Below are 19191 nucleotides of genomic sequence, written 5' to 3'. Positions count from 1 at the left end.
GACTCAAGCGATTAAAGGGTTCGATGAACCGCTTTAGGCTTTCATCACTTTTACCGGACACTTCTTGAAATCCGTCTCTTTCGAGAGGGGATCCGTGGCGTCCAGTAACAACTTGTTGACCAGTTGGCGCGCATCGAAGAATGGCATAAATACCACGCCTCGTGGCGGTTTGTTCCGGCCTTTGGTTTCAACACGTGTCTTGACTTCACCGCGAGGCGAGGCCACGACCACTTCATCACCACGCTTAAGACCACGGGCCTTGGCGTCGTCCGGATGCATGAAGATCTGTGCATCTGGGTAGGCGCGGTACAGCTCGGGTACGCGGGCGGTCATAGACCCTGTATGCCAATGCTCGAGCACGCGGCCCGTCGACATCCAGAGATCGTATTCTGCGTTAGGCTCTTCCGCGGCAGGCTCGTAAGGCAGGGCGAAGATCACCGCCTTACCGTCTGGCTTACCATAGAAATTATAGCCCTCGCCGGCTTTGACATAGGGGTCGCTACCTTCGACGAAGCGGCGCAGCGTCTCCTTGCCTTCGACCACAGGCCAGCGCAGGCCGCGGGTCTCGTGGTAGGTGTCGAAGTCGGCTAGGTCGTGGGCATGGCCGCGACCAAATTGGGCGTACTCCTCGAAGATACCCTTCTGCAGGTAGAAGCCGAAGGCTTCAGACTCATCGTTCAGGTCGCCCTTGCAGTCAGAGGTGGGGAACTTGTTGATCACCCCGTTGGCAAACAATACGTCATAGAGCGTCTTGTCGGCGTATTCAGGCTTCTTGGCCACCAGCTCGGCGGGCCAGACTTCTGATACCTTGAAGCGCTTAGAGAACTCAACCAGCTGCCAGAGATCTGACTTGGCGCCTTCTGGTGCCTTCACCTGCTGGTGCCACATATGGGTGCGGCGCTCGGCGTTACCATAGGCACCTTCCTTCTCGACCCACATGGCGGTCGGCAGGATCAGGTCGGCGGCCATGGCGGTAACCGTTGGATAAGGATCCGAGACCACGATGAAGTTGTCTGGGTTACGGAAGCCAGGATAGATCTCATCGTTGATGTTAGGGCCGGCCTGCATGTTATTGGTACACATGGTCCAGTAACAGTTGAGCTTGCCATCTTTGAGCATACGGCTCTGCAGCACGGCGTGGAAGCCGGGCTTAGGCGGAATCGTGCCTTCCGGCAGCTGCCACAGCTTCTCGGTGACGGCTCTGTGCTTAGGATTGGCCACAACCATGTCGGCCGGCAGACGGTGGGCGAAGGTACCCACTTCACGGGCGGTACCACAGGCTGATGGTTGACCCGTCAGCGAGAAGGGGCTGTTACCTGGGGTGGCTATCTTACCGGTCAGCAGGTGGATGTTGTAGAGCATGTTGTTGGCCCACACACCACGTACGTGCTGGTTGATACCCATGGTCCACAGGCTCATGATCTTCACGCTTGGATCGGCGTAGGCCTTGGCCAGGGTCTCAAGTTTTTCAGGCTCGACGCCACTCATCTTGGCGGCATATTCCAGGGTGTAGGTGCTGACGAACTTGGCGTACTCGTCGAAGCTGATGGCGGTAGACTTGCCATTGCCTGGGTTCTTGGCCTTCTTCTCCAGCGGATGATCTGGACGCAGACCGTAGCCGATATCTGTGGTGCCCAGGGCAAACTTAGTGTGCTTGCTGATGAACTCCTTGTTTACCGCGCCGTTCTGAATGATGTAGTTGGCGATGAAGTTGAGGATCACCAGATCAGACTGAGGGCGGAACACCATAGGGTTGTCGGCGAGATCGAAGCTGCGGTTCTCGAAGGTCGACAGCACATGCACGCGGCTGTTTGGCTTGCTAAGGCGGCTGTCTGACAGACGTGCCCATAGGATCGGGTGCATCTCGGCCATGTTGGCGCCCCAGAGCACAAACTGATCGGCGGCTTCTAGGTCGTCGTAACAGCCCATAGGCTCGTCGATACCGAAGGTACGCATGAAGCCACCTACGGCAGAGGCCATACAGTGGCGGGCGTTTGGATCTATGTTGTTGGTGAGGAAACCAGCCTTGTGTAGCTTAGAGGCGGCGTAGCCTTCCCATACTGTCCACTGGCCAGAGCCGAACATGCCGACGGCGGTTGGGCCCTTGGTCTTGAGGGTGTTTTTCCACTTCTCGGCCATGGTGTCGAAGGCCTTATCCCAGCTGACCGGGGTAAACTCACCCTCTTTGTCATACTGGCCGTCCTTCATGCGCAGCAGCGGCGTGGTTAGCCTGTCTTTACCGTACATGATTTTCGACAGGAAGTAGCCCTTAATACAGTTAAGGCCCTTGTTGACCGGACTTTCTGGATCGCCCTTGGTGGCAACGACTTTGCCGTTATTGGTGCCGACCAAAACGCTACAGCCCACGCCGCAGAAACGGCAGGGGGCCTTATCCCACTTGATGTTGTCATTCTGCTCAGCGGCTTCAACGATCTTCACTGGCAGAGTGACGCCAACCGTGGTCGCAGCGGCAACTGCGGCGTTGGCTTTTAGAAACTCGCGACGGCTAATGCTCATGGTGTTTCCTCACTCTTTTCTTCTATTGGTTCAACTTGGTGATAGACAAGACTGCTTGATAACACCCCGCTAAGGGCGTTGATGGCTTCGACGTTATCGAGGATCGCACCTTGGGTGGCCCCCTCCAGGGTAATGATGAACTTACCCTCGTCGGTGACGGCGTGAATATCGGCGCCCGCAAGGGCGTTGATATCCTCTGTAACTTTTGCGACCTGGCCGGGGGCGGCGTGTACCACCAGGCTGGTCACATGATATTCCTGTGTCATGGGTTAACCCTTCTGTGGCGGCCTTGCTTCCCGGGATATTGGCGATATTTAGGGACTTGGCCGCATTAGGATAGGATTCAGTCTAATCCTTGCTTTTGATAGGGGTATACCTCTTGAGAGGTAACTGGAGCTTTTGTAGATCGAGATCAAAGTTTTTCGTGTGACCTGCCTCTCAGTTCGAAATTTAAACAGTTTTTAGGGCTGGACAATTTAAGGTTTCAAACACCTTAACAGTCGTTAATTTGCTCAATTTGACATCGGGGCGTATAACCGAAAGAGGGGCGAAGGTGATAGCTGCCCCTGCGGCGAAAGCCCAAGCTTAGTTGGGCTAGCACTAATTTAGTGATTTGAGTTTTGCCCTGTAGGGAGCTCGCTATGACACAGGAAAATACGCGGGAGATCCCCGTATGGGATCTGTACATTCGTCTGTTTCATTGATCCTTAATGCTGCTGTTTACCCTGACTTATCTCACCGAGGCTGAGGATGAATGGATGCTGGTGCACAGCTACGGCGGCTATATCATCTTAGGTATATTGGCGCTGCGCATTGTCTGGGGGCTGGTGGGCACGCGCAATGCCAGATTCAGCAGTTTCGTCAGGCCTCCGGCCCTGGCGATGGAGTATCTCAAGCAGCTCTTTGCCGCCAGGGCCAAAGATTATCTTGGCCATAATCCCGCCGGCGGCCTGATGATAGTTGCGCTGATTGTCTGCGTCTCGCTGACGGCGCTGACCGGCATGGCGCTCTACGCCACCACAGGCCATGGCCCGCTGGCCGCCACCTTTGTAGCCACTTGTCCCGATGGCGCGCTGGAGGAGGTGCATGAGTTCTTCGCCAACGTTAGCCTGACGCTGATTGTGGTGCATATCGCCGGGGTGATTGTCGGCAGCCTAGCCCACAGGGAGAATCTGGTGCGGGCCATGTGGACCGACAAGAAACGCAGGCCGCTGCCTTAGTCAGATTTTCCCCATTTCGCTAGGGAGCACTTAGAGCTAGTAGCCAGTCAGCTCCATATAGCCTTCGCCTCGATGGGAGCCGCTCACCTGTATTGGCCCTTCCCAGTAGCGTACGCTCAGCGGCATCAGGCTGGCGGGGTTAAGGGGCGAGATGTTGAGGTTTAACTGTTCGCTGGGGATGGCTATCTGCCAGGCGATGGGGTAGTTGACCCCGTCTATCTTCTGCCACTCAGTCGCTTTCATCGTGATGCCACTGCTTTTTATGTTGCGGCCGCTGCCGTCGGCGAACATGCGCCGCGCACTGTAAAAGTTCCTTTCTTGTGATCTGAGCTGAAACAGCATCAGGGTAGAGGCATCGTCGAGGCGCAGGGCGAACCAGTCCCAGCCCTGCTGCTGACGGGTGAGAAACTGCGAGCTCCACTCCCTGTCCAGCCAACCCTGCCCCCTGACCCTTTGAACCTTGTCATCCAGGGTGACACTACCGGTGATCGCGATGAAGGGTTGGCTGTAGTAGTAGGAGGCCACCTCGCCATCCGCGCTCTTGATGCTGTAGCCCTCATCCCCCTGTCGCTGATACGGCGCGCCGCTACTCAGTGTTAACTGATAGCTAAAGTCGTCGCTGTTAACCGTTAGTGTCGCCGGAAACAGATCGTCTCCTTCGCTCTGCCAGCGCCAGTCATCCAGGGCTATGCTGAGCGGTGAGGCTTTTGTCCCTGCCAGCTTGGGATGCGCCCGAGACCAGCGCTCGCTTGCCTTATGGATCTTACTCGTGGTGACTGCGCTGTGGGCCATGTAGAGCTGCTTGGTCGCCCAAGATGTTTCTGGCTTTGGTTTCTCTGGCTTCTCTGGTTTTGGCGTTTCTGAAGTCGGCGACTCTTTTGTGCCAGGAGACTGTGGTGACTCGAGTGAATTAGGTGAGAGCGCGATGCGAAACTGGGTCCATTGCAGCCCCAGCGACTCGCCCGTGTCTGTGGTGAGGTTGGCGGTGAGATACCACCACTCCTGCCGGAAGTCGTCGTGGGCCAGATGATCTTTAGGGAAGCTGAGCGGTTTTCCCGGGAGCACTTTGGCGTAACCACTTTGCTCTGCGTCTGTGTCTGTTCCTTCTCCTGAGCCCATAAGATCCCCCATGCCTTTAGACTCCGGTTTGGGCGAATCGCAGCCCAGCAGCATAAGGCCAGGTAGTAGGAGGGCCGTTAGCAGTAGCGCGATCATTCCAAGGTGTTGCCGGCGCGTCATATGACCTCCCGTTGCAGGCTCGACACCAGGGGGCGTCTGGTTTGTTGATAGAGGGGGAAGGCGAGTGCCAGCGTGCTGGCCAGCAGCGCCAGCCCCACCAGCTCGAGGTAGGCGAGCCAGTCCCATACCATGGCGATGGTCCAGCCGAAGGCCTGTAGGGTCACCTTATGGATCAGCAGATACCCCAGCAGGGCGCCCGTCGGCAGGGCCACCAGACAGGTGAGTAGCACCATGAGCAGCATCTGGCCAACCACCAGCCACACCAGCTGACGGCGATTGACCCCCAGGGCGTAGAGGCGCGCGATAGGTGCCAGGCGTGCCTGAGTCAACATGTAACAGGCGCTGAACAGGCCGATGGCGGCCACCATCAGGGTCAGGCTGTTAAGCACCTGGGTGATGGAGAAGGTGCGCTTGAACATAGTGATCGCCTGGGCCTTGATCTTCTCCTGACTGTAGACCAGCGCGTCTGGCAGTTGGAAGCGTGTCTGGATCTGCTGGCTAAATCCGGTCACATCAGCGCTCAGGGTGAGGGCCAGACTCAAGGGCGTCTCGCCAAGGTTAGCCCTGCGCCACAGAGATGGCGGGATGATCACCTCGCCGTAGGGATTACCATAATCATAATAGATGGCGCCTATGGTGAGTTCGGTCTCGCCCAGGGCCGCTATCTGTATCTTATCGCCCAGCTGCTTACCCTGCTTGAAGGCGAAGGGCTCGCTGACCAGGGCGAGTGGCTTAGTCTCGGGATCGGCCGAGAAAAAATCTCGCCACAGATCCGGCCTCGCCTGCTTGATGATGGTGGTGTGCTCAATAGAGTAGGGATCCCGGGTCAGCAGGAAGATGGGCGTCTGTTGGTAGTGACTCTTGAGCAGCCATTGCTTGTAGAGGCCGGTCACCTCGGGGGCCTGGCTCAGCGCCTTCTCCACCTCGGCCATCTGACTGGCGGGCGGGCGCAGGTAGAGCTGGGCATGGAGCCTGGCGTCCAGCCACTGCTTGAGGGTGATCTCGAAGCTCCCCACCAGGCTGTTCATGGCTATATTGGCGGTGAGCGCCAGCAGCATAGCCATCATGGCCAGCGACAGCGGCGCCAGCAGCTCCCGGGTCTCGCTGATCTGATAGCCGATAAGCCCCTTGGGGCTGATTCTCTGTAGCAGGCCGATGAGCTGCCTGAGCAGATAGGGCAGGGCCAGGGGGATGGCGATCACCACCAGACCCAGCAGCGCCATGGTGAATCGGTAGTCCTGACTGAGCGGCATCAGGATAAGGGTCATGATGCCCAGCAGGCAGGCCAATAGCATGAGGCGATTCTGCGCCAGTTGGCTGCTGCGCTGCTGACTGAGCTGGCCGCTGCTCTGAGCGAGGGGCTGATTGAGCAGCTCCCTCAACAGGGAGCCACAGGCCAGCAGGGCGGCGCTCAGGGTCAGCAGGCTAGCCTGGGCCAGCCACTGCCAGCGCCAGCTTCCCGGCAGTATGTTGGCGCCATAGAGCTGCTCCAAGGTGACAGACACCATAGGCTGCAACCAGAAGCTCAGCTGTAGCCCGAGGAAGAAGCCGATGAGTGAGCCCAGCAGCACCAGCAGGGTGAGCTCCAGCCCAAGGGCGAACATGATGGCGGCGCGGCGCACGCCCTGTTGCTGCAGCTGGATGATCAGCCGTTTGCGTTTGAGCAGACTGTAGCGCACGCCGTTATAGGCGATAAACAGGCCGACGATAAAGGCTAGCAGGCTCATGGCGGTGAGGTTGAGATGAAAGCTGTTGGTGAGGGCCTTCATCGCCTCGCCGTTGTCGCTCTCTACCAGTTCGCCCCGGCCGGTGAGTAAGGATGTAAGAAGCTGCTGTTGATCTTCCCTCGGCGAGTCAAACAGGGCGATATAGCTAAGCTCGCCCGGCTTGCCCAGTAGCTGCTGGGCCAGGGAGATATCCATCAGCAGGCGATCGCCTAGCTGGTAACTCTCATCGACTGCCACCACCTTCAGACGCATGCCATTGAGGCTAAGCCAGGGCTCTGGCAATCGTTTGGCGTTAGTTTCACTCATCACCACTATTGGCTCGCCCGCCAGCATGGCCGCTAGGGGCAGGGGGCCGCTCATGGGCATCTTGCTATCTGATGGCTCGTCTGTTTGCGGTTTGTTTTTACTGTTTGGCGCTAAGGCGGAGAGGGCGGCGATAAGATCGCTGCCTGTGGCTTGCCAGCGATGCTGGGCGCTATCCAAGGCAGAGCCTTGAAGCACCGCCAGGCTGTGGTGGAACCCTTGGGCCCTGAGATCAAAATAGAGGTTCTCAGAGAGAACTTTGCCCGGTAGCGGGGTGACAAGATTGCTGGCCTGGCCGCTCAGTAGCTCGCTGGCCTGGCCATAGCTGTCGATGGCGCTCTCGTTGGTGGCCCTGACGCCGGTCAGCAGGGTGACCGCCAGCACTATGCCGATCAGTATCGCCCCGGCCTGCAGCGGCGCCTTCTTATAGTGGGCGGCGAATACCCTGAGGGTGAGACGGGTGGCGCGCAGCAGCGCCTTCGCGCCGTCGTCGGCCTGACTGTTAACAACTAGGCTACTCATGTACCCGACCAAGATCCAGGTGCCAGCGGCGCTGCATGAAGGCGGCGCACTCCATGGAGTGGGTCACCATTAAGATACTGGTGTCGTGCTCGGCGGCCAGGGCGCAGATAAGCGCCATCACCTCCAGGCTGGTGGTCTGATCCAGGTTGCCCGTGGGCTCGTCCGCCAGCAATAATGCCGGCTTGTGGGCCAGGGCCCGGGCGATGGCCACCCTTTGCTGTTGACCGCCAGACAGGGCCTCCACATGGCGCTTGAGCAGGGGCCTTAGCCCGAGCGCGTCGACCAGATGATCGCACCAGGCGTTCCAGCCGTCTCCCTGAAGGTGCAGGGGAAAGGCGATGTTGTCTTCGACATTGAGCGGGGTGAGCAGGTTAAATTGCTGGAAGACGACGCCCAGCTGATGATGCCTGAACTGGCTCCAGCGGCTGTCGTCCCAGGTTCGGGTATCTTGGGTTAATAGGGTGAGGGTACCGCTGCTGGGGCGCTCGAATCCGGCGATGATATTGAGTAGCGTGCTCTTGCCGCTTCCACTCGGGCCTGTGAGGGCAACCGTTTCGCCGAGGGCGAGCTCTAGGTCGAGCCTGTCCAGCACCAGGTGAAACTTATCGCCGTCGTTAAAGCCCTTTGAGATCTCGCTCAGGGTCGCGACACTCGTCATTGCCAGTCCTTATCCTTTGATCGCCCAAGCGCTGAAGTTGGCTTGCGGCAGGCTTTCCATTAAAGCCATTGTTCATTGAAGCCACAGCCCATTAAATCAATAGCCCATTAAACCCATTGATAACCCTATCGATAGCAGATTGCAACCGCCAACCAGAGCCAATAGACAGGGTTATACTTATTACTTACGCAGCGCCTTGAGCAAAGGATCTATCGTCGTGAAATCTCATGCGCTTGATGTTGAATTTTCACTTTCAGATGGCGGCTCAGGGGCTGGTGAAAAGCGGCTTATTTTTCACCTGTTTAATCGAGTGTTCGACCAAAGGTAAAGATCGTGCTAACTGGTTGATTGTCGATGGGCAAGGTGATTTAATGAGCAAGTATTTTTCTGGTTCATCATGAAGTTAGCAAGTTTTCACTATTTGAAGAGCAGAGTCTTTCGTGTCGGAAAACGGCCCCAGGCAGACACGGGAGTGGGTGAGCTTACCCGTTACTTAGTCAAGTCATGAAACTGGCGCTGAGTGGGTGAGCCGTGGCAGGCCTGCGCGCCGCTAAGCCGATTGCACTGTGGAATATGGACATGAGCAGACTTCGTACCTTTCGTAGCCGGATAATCGTACAGATTGCCTTACCCCTTATCGCCATCATGGCCATGGTGTTGAGCCTGATCGCCTGGTTTAACTACCGGGCCGAAGAGAGCTACCTCTATGGCGATCTCGAGAAGCAGGCCGAGATGGTGGCCAGCCGGGTGCATCATTTTCTCTCCTTCGCCGAGAAGGATACCCGCACCTTTGCCGATCTCTTAGGCCAGATGAGTCGCGATCAGCTTCTCCAGCAAGATGGCGAGCTCAAGGCGTTGCTGACCCGGCGCCTGGAGCGCCACAGCGATTTCTATGCCAGCGCCATCGCCTTTCGCCCCAGCCTGACGCCTAATCAACGGCCCTATGCCCCCTATGTCTTCCGGGATCAGGACGGCGTGAAGTTCCTGGATATCGGCGCGGACAGCTACGACTATACCGACGGCCAATGGGCCTGGTGGAGCGAGGCGATAGACAAGCCTCAGGGTTACTGGTCGCTGCCCTATTTCGATGAGGGGGCCGGTAACATTTTGATGATCACCTTCTCCCAGTCCTTCGGCCCCTCAAGCCCCTACTGGGGCGTGGTGACGGTTGATCTGGCCCTGGACGCCCTGCCGGCCATGGCGGGGATCGATGCCGATCGCATGCTGGTGTTGGATGACAAGGGGCGGCTTATCTACCACAAGGATGCGCAGCTGCTGATGTCCCAGGGCACGGATAAGTGGCTCGCCCCATCAAATGACAACGGCGACTTCATCTCCCTGCTCCAGTCGGCCAAATCCGGTAACAGCCGCATGTTGGCCGCCGACGGTCAGGCCTATCTTGCCAGCGTAGGCGTGGTGCCTAAGCTCAACTGGCGGGTGGTGATCATGACCCAGGAGGACAAGCTCTCCCACCAGCTCTACATGGGGCTCTCCTCCCTGGTGCTGACCCTGCTGCTGATCTCCGCTGTGCTTTATCTGACGGGTTATCTCACCGCCAGACGCCTGTCACTGCCCATCGAACGTCTGGCCGCCGGCATAGTGGCCTTCGGCGCCGGTAAGACCAAACATATCGAAGGCACCCGGGGCGCGGTGGCCGAGGTGGAGACCCTAACGGATAAGTTTAACGAGCTGGCCGAGGTGCTGGCCCAGCGGGAGCAGGCGCTGCTGGATTCACGCGGCAACCGTTTTGCCAAGCTGATCGATGGCATGAGTGACAAGTCCTTCTACTGCTCGCTGGAGCCCGATGGCCAGATCGCCCAGGTCTCTGCCGGAGTCGAGAAGGTGCTGGGGGTCAGCCCGGATCTGCTCAAGCGTAAATATCAGCGGATGTTCTCCGACAACCCTATCAATGAGGCGAACTGGGAGTACATGGACAGTGCCCTGCAAGGCAATAGTGTGCCGCCCCATCAGGTGGAGATGATCGCCGCCAACGGTAGCGTGCGCCGCCTGGATCTCTTCATGCAGCCGCTGCTGGCGGACAACGGCGAGCTGCTCTCCATCGAGATGCTGTTTAACGATGTGACCGAACAGTTCTCGGCGGCGGCCTGGTCCAACGCCGTGCTGGAATCGGCTCCCGAGGCTATGTTGATCGTTGACGAGCAGGGTAGTGTCGTCTTCAGCAACAGTCGCTGCCAGCAGTTGTTTGGCTTTGATGCCCAGCAGATGCTGGCGCTGAATGTCGACCAGCTGGTGCCCGATAGCGTCAAGCATCATGAGGCCCTAAGAGCCAAGTTTATCGCCGAAGGGGTGGATCGTCGCATGGGCCTTGGGCTGGGTAAGACGCTCAAGGCCAAGAAGGCCGACGGCAGCCTGTTTCCGGTGGAGATCAGCCTGGGGCTACTGCCCGCCGACAGCGACGGACTGCGCCAGGTGGCGGCCTCGATACGGGACATGACAGAAGAGCTGGCCACCGCCAAGCGGATCAAGGACAGCGAGAGTCGCTTCCGCGGTCTGGTGGGCAATATTCCAGGCGCCGTCTACCGTACCCGATTAGGCGAGCAGTGGGTGATGGAGTATGTCAGCGACAACATCGCCGAGATCACCGGCTATCCCGCCGCCGACTTTATCGAGAACAAGAAGCGGGTCTTTGCCAGCCTGATCCTGGAGGCGGACAGGGAAGCCACCGACACGGCGATCAACAAGGGGATCGCCGAGCAGCAGAGCTTCGAGGTGCAATATCGTATTCATCACCGGGATGGCAGCCTACGCTGGGTGCACGAGAAGGGCAAGGCCAGCTATGACGATGAGGGCAATGCCCTCTGGTTCGATGGCAGCATACAGGATGTCACCCAGAGCAAGCTGGCCCAAGAGAAGATTGCCCAGTCCCAGCAGCAGCTGGAGACGATCACTGAGTCGATCCCCAACACCGTCTATCAGCTGCGCTGGATAGCCAACGATCAGCGCTACTTCACCTTCCTCTCCCGCGCCTGCATCACCACCCTGGGCTTCCACCGGGATCAGCTGCTGGCCAACTTCGACCTGGTGGCCGACTGCATCATAGAGTCGGAGCGGGCCCGCATCATTCGCGCCCTCTCCGGCGAGAGCGCGTCGGGGCTTAAGTGGATCGAAGAGTTTCGCTACCAACACCCCACGGGCGAGCAGCGCTGGCTACAGGCGGGGGCCAGGGGCGACCGTCAGGACGATGGCAGCATAGTCTGGAACGGTTACCTGATGGATATCAGCGAGCGCAAGCAGATGGACAGGGAACTGGCCAAGCGCGAGGCGCACTTCAGGGCCCTGTTCGATAACGCCGGCATCGGCATAGTCAATGTCGACGATCGCGGCGTCATCTTAGATTGCAACGAGCAGTTTAGCCAATACCTGCAGCTACCCATAGAGCGTCTCAAGGGCAGTATATTCTTCGATTATCAGGATCCGGATCAGGGGCTCGAGGCCAAGAACAGCTTTAAACGCCTGATGAGCGACGGCGCCGACAGCGTCAAGTTGGAGATCCGTCTGCTCAATCAAGCTGGCGAGGCCAGATGGATGGACGTCAACATGACGGGCCTGTCCGACAGGCAGGGGGAATATCGCTCCGCCGTGCTCTCCATGGCGGATATCAGCTCCCTCAAGCTGCTCTCCGAGGAGCTGACCCTGGCCAAGGATGCGGCCGATGCCGCCAGCAAGGCCAAGAGCGATTTCCTGGCGAACATGTCCCATGAGATCCGCACTCCGATGAACGCCATCATAGGCATGTCGCAGCTGTGTCTACAGACCAATTTGGATAAGAAGCAGCAGAACTATGTGGAGAAGATCGACCGCGCCTCCAAGTCGCTGCTGGGGATCATCAACGACATTTTGGACTTCTCCAAGATAGAGGCGGGCAAGCTGGATATCGAGGCGGTGCCTTTCCAGCTCGACACTATGCTGGAAGATCTCAGCGACATGTTCTCGGTCAAGGCCGCCGACAAGCAGCTCGAGCTGCTGTTTGCCGTGGCGCCCAATATTCCCCGCCATCTTGTGGGGGATCCGCTGCGTCTCAGCCAGGTGTTGATCAATTTGATGAACAACGCCATCAAGTTTACCGAGCAGGGCGAGGTGATGCTGTCGATCAGCCAGCTGGTGCGCGAGGATGAGGAGATACTGCTCAAGTTCAGCGTGCGCGACAACGGCATAGGCCTCACCGAGGAGCAGCGCGGCAAGCTGTTCCAGTCTTTCAGTCAGGCCGACAGTTCCACCACCCGCAAGTATGGCGGCACAGGCCTTGGGCTGGCGATCTGCAAGCAGCTGGTGGAACTCATGGGCGGCGAGATCGGCGTCGAGAGTCAGTTCGGCAACGGCAGCACCTTCTTCTTCAGCGTGCGCTTCAAGGTCGCCGACAATCAGCTGATCAAGGTGGCCCAGGAGCTGGAAGGAATGCGGATTCTGGTGGCTGACGACAACGCCACCGCCCGGGATATTCTGCGCAGCACCCTGGAGAGCATGGGCTTTACCGTCGATACGGTGCGCAGCGGCGCCGAGGCGCTGAGTCGCTGTCAGGAGACCGACTATGGGGTGGCGTTGATCGACTGGCGCATGCCTGAGATGGACGGCTTGGAGACGGCGCGGCGGTTGCTGAGCGAGCGCGCTAACCCGCCCAAGACGCTGATCGTCTCGGCCCATGCCGACGGTGATTTTATCGACAAGGCGGAGCAGGCGGGGATCTCGGGTTATATCACTAAGCCGATCAGCGCCTCGCGCCTGCTGGACGGCATCATGTCGGCCCTGGGTAAGCAAGGTGCCATGCCGGTGCGGCGCAAAGGCAGCGAGGTAAGTCCTGCCCTGTTGGCGCAGCTCAAGGGCAAGCGCATCCTGCTGGTGGAAGACAACGAGATGAACCAGGAGGTGGCCAGCGAGTTCCTCGAGCAGGTGGGGGTGATCCTCTCGATTGCCGAGAATGGTCAGGTGGCGCTGGAGAAGCTGGCCATGCAGAGCTTCGACTTGGTGCTGATGGATTGTCAGATGCCGGTAATGGATGGCTATCAGGCCACCGCCGAGCTGCGTAAGCGTCCCGAGCTGGCAGATTTGCCTGTGATCGCCATGACGGCCAACGCCATGGCGGGCGACAAGGAGATGTGCCTGCGCGCCGGCATGAACGACCATATCGCCAAGCCTATCGAGGTGTCGCTGCTCTACAAGACGCTGCTGGAATACCTGGGGGATGACAGCCAGGTGATTGAGGAGAGCAGCACTGAGCAGACTGATCAGCACAGCCAGGATGCCTATTGGCCCCAACACCCGGCGCTGGACATCGATAAGGGGCTGCAGCTGGTGCAGAACTCGGCGCGTCTCTACCGGCGGATATTCGAGCGTTTCTATACGGGTCAGTCCCGCTGCGCGGAGCTTATCGCCACCGCACAGCGTGAGGGCAAGCAGGAGGAGGCGGTGCGTTACGCCCACACCCTCAAGGGGGTGGCCGGTAACCTCTGCTGCCCAGAGCTGGTGACCTTGGCCAAGCAGGTAGAGCAGGCACTCAGCGATTCGATCCAGGCCGATGTGACTGAGGCGCTGACTCAGATGGGTGAGCTGTTAGACAGCCTGTGCACCACTATAGGCGACTGGCTCAGTCAGACCGGGGCCGAGACGCTGCCGCAAGAAGATGGCACCGAGCCCGGGGCGGCTACCGATGCGCCAGCCATGTCGGCCCAGGAGCTGGATGCCGCCATCAAGGAGCTGCTCAAGATGCTGGAGGAGGCGGACGCCGAGGCGGTGGAGAAGCTACAGGCGGTTCGCGATCGTTTGCCAACCTCGCTCGCTAACAAGATAGCGCCCGTGCTCAACATGGTGAACGCCTATCAGTTTGACGAGGCGATCGAGCTGGTGGAGGAGATCTTTAGCTAGGCTATACGCAGTGGCTAAGTGTGAGTGAGCTGGCTGATCGTGATAGTCGCCAGGGGCGTATGACAAAGAAGGATAGCAAGATTTGGCCGTGCGCCGCTTCGAAGGGCTGCGGGGCCTTAAGCGTGAAGGAACTATACTCAAACAGCTGAGTATCACAGGGTGCAACGGGAGAAGGGATTGATGGAGAAAGCCACGGTATTGGTTGTGGACGATACCCCGGAGAATATCGATATCTTAGTGGGTATTCTTGGGGATGAGTATAAGGTGAAGGTGGCGATCGACGGGCCTAAGGCGCTGGCGATCGCAGGCAAGAGCGCGCCTGACATCATCTTGCTCGACGTGATGATGCCGGGCATGAATGGCTATGAGGTGTGTAAGCGGCTCAAGCAAGAGCCTTTGACGGCGCACATTCCGGTGATCTTCGTCACCGCCCTGACCGACGTGGCCGACGAGACCCAAGGGTTCGAGCTGGGGGCGGTGGACTATATTACCAAGCCGGTCAGTGCCCCCGTGGTTAAGGCGAGGGTGAAGACTCATCTGTCGCTGTACGATCAGAAACGCCTGCTGGAGCAGGAGGTGAAGGCCAGAACCCGTGAGCTGGAGGTGACCAGGCTTGAGATCATCCGCCGCCTGGGCCGCGCCGCCGAGTATAAGGACAACGAGACGGGGATGCATGTTATCCGCATGAGCCACTACGCCCGTCTTCTGGCCCGCCAGGCGGGGATGTCGGAACATTTCTGTGAGCTTATCTATAACGCCTCTCCCATGCATGATATCGGCAAGATAGGCACGCCGGACGCCATTTTGAAGAAGCCCGCCAAGTTAGACGATGAGGAGTGGCGAGAGATGCAGCGTCACGCCGAGATAGGCGCCGAGATCATCGGTGAGCATCCGGATCCCATGCTGGAGATGGCGCGGCGCATCGCCCTGACCCACCATGAGAAATGGGATGGCTCGGGCTATCCTAAGGGGCTGAGTGGCGAGGAGATCCCCATCGAGGGGCGCATAGTGGCCATTGCCGATGTGTTCGATGCCCTGACCTCGATTCGTCCCTACAAGCAGGCCTGGAGCGTGGAGGATACCCTGGCGTTGATCGACCGCGAGGCGGGTAAACATTTCGACCCCGAGCTGGTGAGCCATTTCAAGGCGATTGTCGATGAGGCGGTGAAGATCCGCGACAGCCATCAGGACAAGGAGTAGTCAGTTGGCTCTGAGCACTAGGCTCTGAGCATTAGGCTCTGAGCATTAGGCTCTGATAATTAGGAACTGAGCATTAGGTAGAGTGCCTTGAATATAGAGCCGTACATTAAAAAAGGCGCCATTGGCGCCTTTCTTCGTTAAATCTAAGCTTACTCTTCATCTAGGGAGTAGGGCAGTGGTGCTAGGGTGAGAACTGATGCCTCATCGCCCGCCATTCTCAGCTGAGCCGTCAACGGCGTATCGTTGGGCAGTACGGCACTCAGTAGCAGCTGACCGTCACGCTGCACGGCTTCCACAATGGTGCCGGCGCGGCGATAACCTTCATCATCTTCCAGTTTCATCTCGAGCTGGCTGTCGTCATCTATCGCCACACTGGCCGAGCCTTGGACGATATAGAGGGCGCGCTTGTTGCCGCCGCGATACTTCATGCGGGCCACGGTTTCCTGACCCATGTAGCAGCCCTTGGTGAAGCTGATGCCATCGACCGCCTGCACGTTACACATCTGCGGCACAAACTGGCTCTGATGACGGGCATATATGTTTGGCAGACCGGCGGCGATCTCGACCGCCTGCCAGGCGCTGAAGTCATAGATGGGTTGGTCTATCTTACTCAGCAGCTCGGTTTGAGTATCGCGCTTAACGGCAATGATAAAGCGATCGCCGTCTCTTAGGATGACGCCGCCTGGGATCTCGGTGAGCTCGGCTGCGATCTCGCCAAAGGCCTGGGCTATCCAGGCTGGGGCCTGCTCGCCGCTGACGCCTATTAGACACCAGTCGTCGCTGGCATCCACCAGTTCTGCCTTGCTGAACACGGCATATTTCTGCAGCTGCGGCAGATCGAGCGCCAGCGTCTCTCTTGGCATCATCATCAGCAGGGCATCTTGATGGGCGAAGGCTCTGAAGCTTGCCAGCATCTTGCCCTTAGGATCGCAGTGGGCGCCCCAGCGCCACTGATCGGCCTCAAGAGAGGTGATATCTGTGGTCACCTGACCGTGGATGAAAGTCCGTGCCTGCTCGCCGGTTACAGAGATAAGGCCGAGATGGGAGAGTTGGCTGAAAACGATGGCGGGTTGCGCCTCATTGAGGGGCCACTGAGGTTGAGAAACGGTAAGCGTCATATCATGTTCCTGGGCGAATGGGCAGATTTGGGGTTGGCCGGTTAAGGGCTCATTATCATCAATATAGGGGCGCGGGGAAAAATTTAAAGGGGCCAGAGGATGAATCTTTCAAATGATTAAGGCCAATCTTTAAAATTATGATCCCTAAACGCTTTTGGTATGGCACGCCGGAGTCAGTAGTGATTAGCTAAAGTCCGGGTAGACTAATTAGCCACTGTGTCTCTGGCCAGTGGTATCAGCGCCGTGAGTCGCAGAGCCGCTTCCTGCGCGGCAACATACCCTATGCTCAGTCGTCCTAGCCAAGGGGGAGTGGTCGAGAGACTGAATCGTGAAATAAAGCGCTGTTAAAGAAAAAGGCACCACAGAGTGATGCCTTTTTTCGCGACGCTTATTTCCAAAGACGGGGCCGTCTTAGTGCAGCAGACGAGTCCTGATGGTACCGTCGATCGCCTTCATCTCTTCCAGCGCCTCATCGGCCTGATCTGAGTTGACCTCCATCACCACGTAACCAATCTCTGCGGTGGTTTGCAGGTATTGGGCGGCGATGTTGATCCCTTTCTCGGCGAAGGCTTGGTTAATCTTGATAAGAATACCCGGACGGTTGTGGTGAATATGCAGCAGACGCGAGGTGTCTTTATGCTGCGCCAGCGATACCTCAGGGAAGTTGACGGCCGTCATGGTTGAGCCGTTGTCTGAGTATTTCGCCAGCTTGCCTGCCACCTCGATGCCGATATTTTCCTGGGCTTCCTGAGTGCTACCGCCCACGTGTGGGGTGAGCAGGACGTTATCCAGGCCGCGAAGTGGGCTGACAAACTCGTCGTCGTTCGACTTAGGCTCGACCGGGAAGACGTCGATGGCGGCGCCGACGATATGATCGCCGCGGATCGCCTCAGCCAGGGCGTCGATATCTACCACAGTGCCGCGTGAGGCGTTGATCAGAATACTGCCCTGACGCATGGCCGCCAGCTCTTTGCTGCCAATCATGTTCTTGGTCTGCGGCGTCTCTGGCACGTGCAGGCTCACCACGTCGGCGAGGGACAGCAACTGTTCCAGCGAGTGGATCTGCTGAGCATTACCCAGAGGCAGCTTGTCTTCGATATCGAAGAAGATGACGCGCATGCCTAGGGTCTCGGCCAGGATCCCCAGCTGAGTACCAATGTGGCCATAGCCAATCACACCTAGGGTCTTGCCGCGGGCCTCGAAGCTGCCATTGGCACTCTTGAGCCAGCCACCACGGTGGGCCAGGGCGTTGCGCTGTGGAATACCACGCAGCAGCATGATGATCTCACCCAGTACCAGCTCGGCGACGGAGCGAGTATTGGAAAACGGCGCGTTGAAGACTGGAATTCCCAGTTTTTCGGCCGCGGCGAGATCGACCTGGTTGGTGCCGATACAGAAGCAACCTATGCTGACCAGCTTTTCAGCCTTGTCGAGCACGGCCTTGGTGAGTTGGGTACGGGATCGGATGCCAACGAAGTGAGCATCTTTAATCGAGGCTAACAGCTCCTCTTCCCCCAGCGATGCCTTGTGATATTCGATGTTGTTGTAACCTGCACGCTTGAATACATCTACCGCAGATTGGTGGACGCCTTCCAACAGCAGGATCTTGATCTTATCCTTGTCCAGCGAATGTTTCGCCATGATTTAGGTACCCTCTTGCTCAATTGTTGCTAGGTGAGTATCGCTCTCGGGGACAATTTTTACTCGGCTTTTGCTCTGTGGCCTGATACCAATGAATCTTCGTCGTCTCGCTATTGGCCTGGGGCCAGAGACGACGAGCTTCTAAGGATGGCAGGACGCTGAGCCCAGTCGGGCAAGGTTATTTTGGATGCTGTACGGTTTCCGGCTGACTTGTGTAGAATGACTACACAGAGCAAGCGTTTAGCGCAAAGCCCTTTAAACCTTGGTAAAAATGCGCCCAGAAAGGTCTACAAGCCCTGTTCTTGTGGTGATTTTTATCTGTTGCCTGTCAATGCCTCCACAAAATAGCACCTTTTTTGGTCAGTGTGGAGGGCTAGATGGCTAAAGTTATTATTCTGATATTAAAACAATATCATCTAAGGAGTTCTTATTTTGAATAAAAGCACCGTGTGGCTCACAATTTTCTTCGCCGTGCTGATCTGGTCAGGGATAGAACCAAAAGATAGCTTTACCTGGTTTTTAGAGGTTGTTCCCGCGCTGATCGCCCTGCCTATCCTCTTTGTGACCCGCAAGAAGTTTCCACTCACCTCTCTGGCCTATGGCCTGATTCTGATCCACGCCATCATTCTCATGGTGGGTGGGCACTACACCTATGCCGAGGTGCCGCTGTTCGACACCATAGCCGACTGGATGGGCAGCGAGCGCAATAACTATGACAAGGTGGGCCATTTCGCTCAGGGCTTTATTCCCGCGCTGCTGGCCCGTGAGGTGTTTCTGCGCCTCGAAGTGGTGAAGCAGGGGGCCTGGTGCAATTTCCTGGTCTGCTGTTTCGCCCTGGCGCTGTCGGCATTTTATGAGTTAATCGAGTGGTGGGTCGCGTTGGCAACGGGTGAAGATGCCGAGGCATTCCTAGGCACCCAGGGCTATGTGTGGGACACCCAGTCTGACATGGGGATGGCGCTTATTGGCGCCCTAGCGAGCGTGATGCTGCTTTCACGCTGGCATGACAGACTGCTGCTTAAACTGAAAAAGCAATAATAATCTGTAGCTTGCCTATCACATCAGAAGCATTATTATATGCTAATGATGTGATGAGTTAGCTTTATATAACTAATAGTGATAACTATTCTCACTAGAGTTAGTTAATATAGCTGACATACTTTTTT

At 57.6% G+C, this 19191-nt stretch carries 11 protein-coding genes; 4 read left to right on the top strand and 7 right to left on the bottom strand.

The genetic code is table 11. The features are described from left to right. Nucleotides 1-33: 33 nt before the first annotated feature. Entirely contained in the window at nt 34-2517 is a 2484-nt protein-coding gene (gene napA / locus K0H81_RS16710; RefSeq protein ID WP_220059063.1) for a nitrate reductase catalytic subunit NapA, read from the bottom strand. Further along, nucleotides 2514-2783: a chaperone NapD gene (locus K0H81_RS16705; protein WP_011867001.1), complete on the bottom strand. Its 270-nt coding sequence runs from the start codon at nt 2781-2783 to the stop codon at nt 2514-2516. The genes napA and K0H81_RS16705 overlap by 4 nt, the downstream gene beginning before the upstream one ends. Nucleotides 2784-3227: 444 nt before the next feature. On the opposite strand from K0H81_RS16705, the gene K0H81_RS16700 reads away from it, so the two are divergent. Continuing rightward, nucleotides 3228-3737: a cytochrome b/b6 domain-containing protein gene (locus K0H81_RS16700; RefSeq protein WP_258406322.1), complete on the top strand. Its 510-nt coding sequence runs from the start codon at nt 3228-3230 to the stop codon at nt 3735-3737. A 36-nt stretch (nt 3738-3773) separates the two neighbouring features. On the opposite strand, the gene K0H81_RS16695 is transcribed toward K0H81_RS16700, so the two are convergent. Genes K0H81_RS16695 through K0H81_RS16685 form a run of 3 tightly spaced genes read right to left on the bottom strand, consistent with a single transcriptional unit; the run spans nt 3774 to nt 8186 of the window. After that, the gene (locus K0H81_RS16695; RefSeq protein ID WP_220059062.1) at nt 3774-4976 is read right to left on the bottom strand and encodes a lipocalin-like domain-containing protein; all 1203 of its coding nucleotides are present in this window, start codon (nt 4974-4976) and stop codon (nt 3774-3776) included. Further along, nucleotides 4973-7528: an ABC transporter permease gene (locus K0H81_RS16690; RefSeq protein ID WP_220059061.1), complete on the bottom strand. Its 2556-nt coding sequence runs from the start codon at nt 7526-7528 to the stop codon at nt 4973-4975. The genes K0H81_RS16695 and K0H81_RS16690 overlap by 4 nt, the downstream gene beginning before the upstream one ends. Beyond that, nucleotides 7521-8186: an ABC transporter ATP-binding protein gene (locus tag K0H81_RS16685; protein ID WP_220059060.1), complete on the bottom strand. Its 666-nt coding sequence runs from the start codon at nt 8184-8186 to the stop codon at nt 7521-7523. Before K0H81_RS16685 ends, K0H81_RS16690 begins: the two co-directional genes overlap by 8 nt. A gap of 573 nt (nt 8187-8759) precedes the next feature. Here K0H81_RS16685 and K0H81_RS16680 point away from each other — a divergent pair. Both K0H81_RS16680 and K0H81_RS16675 read left to right on the top strand, forming a co-directional pair. Next, nucleotides 8760-14066, top strand: a complete 5307-nt coding sequence (locus K0H81_RS16680) for a PAS domain S-box protein (protein WP_220060882.1) — start codon at nt 8760-8762, stop codon at nt 14064-14066. Between the two features lie 180 nt (nt 14067-14246). Further along, nucleotides 14247-15266 (top strand): response regulator, encoded by a 1020-nt coding sequence (locus K0H81_RS16675; protein WP_220060881.1) that lies wholly within the window; start codon nt 14247-14249, stop codon nt 15264-15266. Between the two features lie 149 nt (nt 15267-15415). Here the strand turns inward: K0H81_RS16675 and ygfZ are convergent, their stop codons facing one another. Continuing rightward, entirely contained in the window at nt 15416-16384 is a 969-nt protein-coding gene (gene ygfZ / locus K0H81_RS16670; RefSeq protein WP_220059059.1) for a tRNA-modifying protein YgfZ, read from the bottom strand. Between the two features lie 411 nt (nt 16385-16795). Then, nucleotides 16796-18025: a phosphoglycerate dehydrogenase gene (serA, locus tag K0H81_RS16665; protein WP_011866992.1), complete on the bottom strand. Its 1230-nt coding sequence runs from the start codon at nt 18023-18025 to the stop codon at nt 16796-16798. Nucleotides 18026-18457: 432 nt separating this feature from the next. Here serA and K0H81_RS16660 point away from each other — a divergent pair, with 432 nt between their 5' ends. Then, nucleotides 18458-19063 carry a DUF2238 domain-containing protein gene (locus K0H81_RS16660; RefSeq protein WP_220059058.1) on the top strand — a complete coding sequence of 202 codons (606 nt, stop codon included), beginning with the start codon at nt 18458-18460 and terminating at the stop codon, nt 19061-19063. Nucleotides 19064-19191 lie beyond the last annotated feature (128 nt).

The organism is Shewanella halotolerans (assembly GCF_019457535.1).
In the GTDB taxonomy this organism is placed as follows: Bacteria; Pseudomonadota; Gammaproteobacteria; order Enterobacterales; family Shewanellaceae; genus Shewanella; species Shewanella halotolerans.
The sequence above is the reverse complement of the archived record's forward strand: the minus strand, read 5'-3'. Positions and strand labels throughout refer to the sequence as shown.

Coding starts and splice junctions, on each gene's coding strand:
- napA (WP_220059063.1), bottom strand. CDS start 2,517: ATGAGCATTAGCCGTCGCGAGTTTCTAAAAGCCAACGCCGCAGTTGCC.
- K0H81_RS16705 (WP_011867001.1), bottom strand. CDS start 2,783: ATGACACAGGAATATCATGTGACCAGCCTGGTGGTACACGCCGCCCCC.
- K0H81_RS16700 (WP_258406322.1), top strand. CDS start 3,228: ATGCTGCTGTTTACCCTGACTTATCTCACCGAGGCTGAGGATGAATGG.
- K0H81_RS16695 (WP_220059062.1), bottom strand. CDS start 4,976: ATGACGCGCCGGCAACACCTTGGAATGATCGCGCTACTGCTAACGGCC.
- K0H81_RS16690 (WP_220059061.1), bottom strand. CDS start 7,528: ATGAGTAGCCTAGTTGTTAACAGTCAGGCCGACGACGGCGCGAAGGCG.
- K0H81_RS16685 (WP_220059060.1), bottom strand. CDS start 8,186: ATGACGAGTGTCGCGACCCTGAGCGAGATCTCAAAGGGCTTTAACGAC.
- K0H81_RS16680 (WP_220060882.1), top strand. CDS start 8,760: ATGGACATGAGCAGACTTCGTACCTTTCGTAGCCGGATAATCGTACAG.
- K0H81_RS16675 (WP_220060881.1), top strand. CDS start 14,247: ATGGAGAAAGCCACGGTATTGGTTGTGGACGATACCCCGGAGAATATC.
- ygfZ (WP_220059059.1), bottom strand. CDS start 16,384: ATGACGCTTACCGTTTCTCAACCTCAGTGGCCCCTCAATGAGGCGCAA.
- serA (WP_011866992.1), bottom strand. CDS start 18,025: ATGGCGAAACATTCGCTGGACAAGGATAAGATCAAGATCCTGCTGTTG.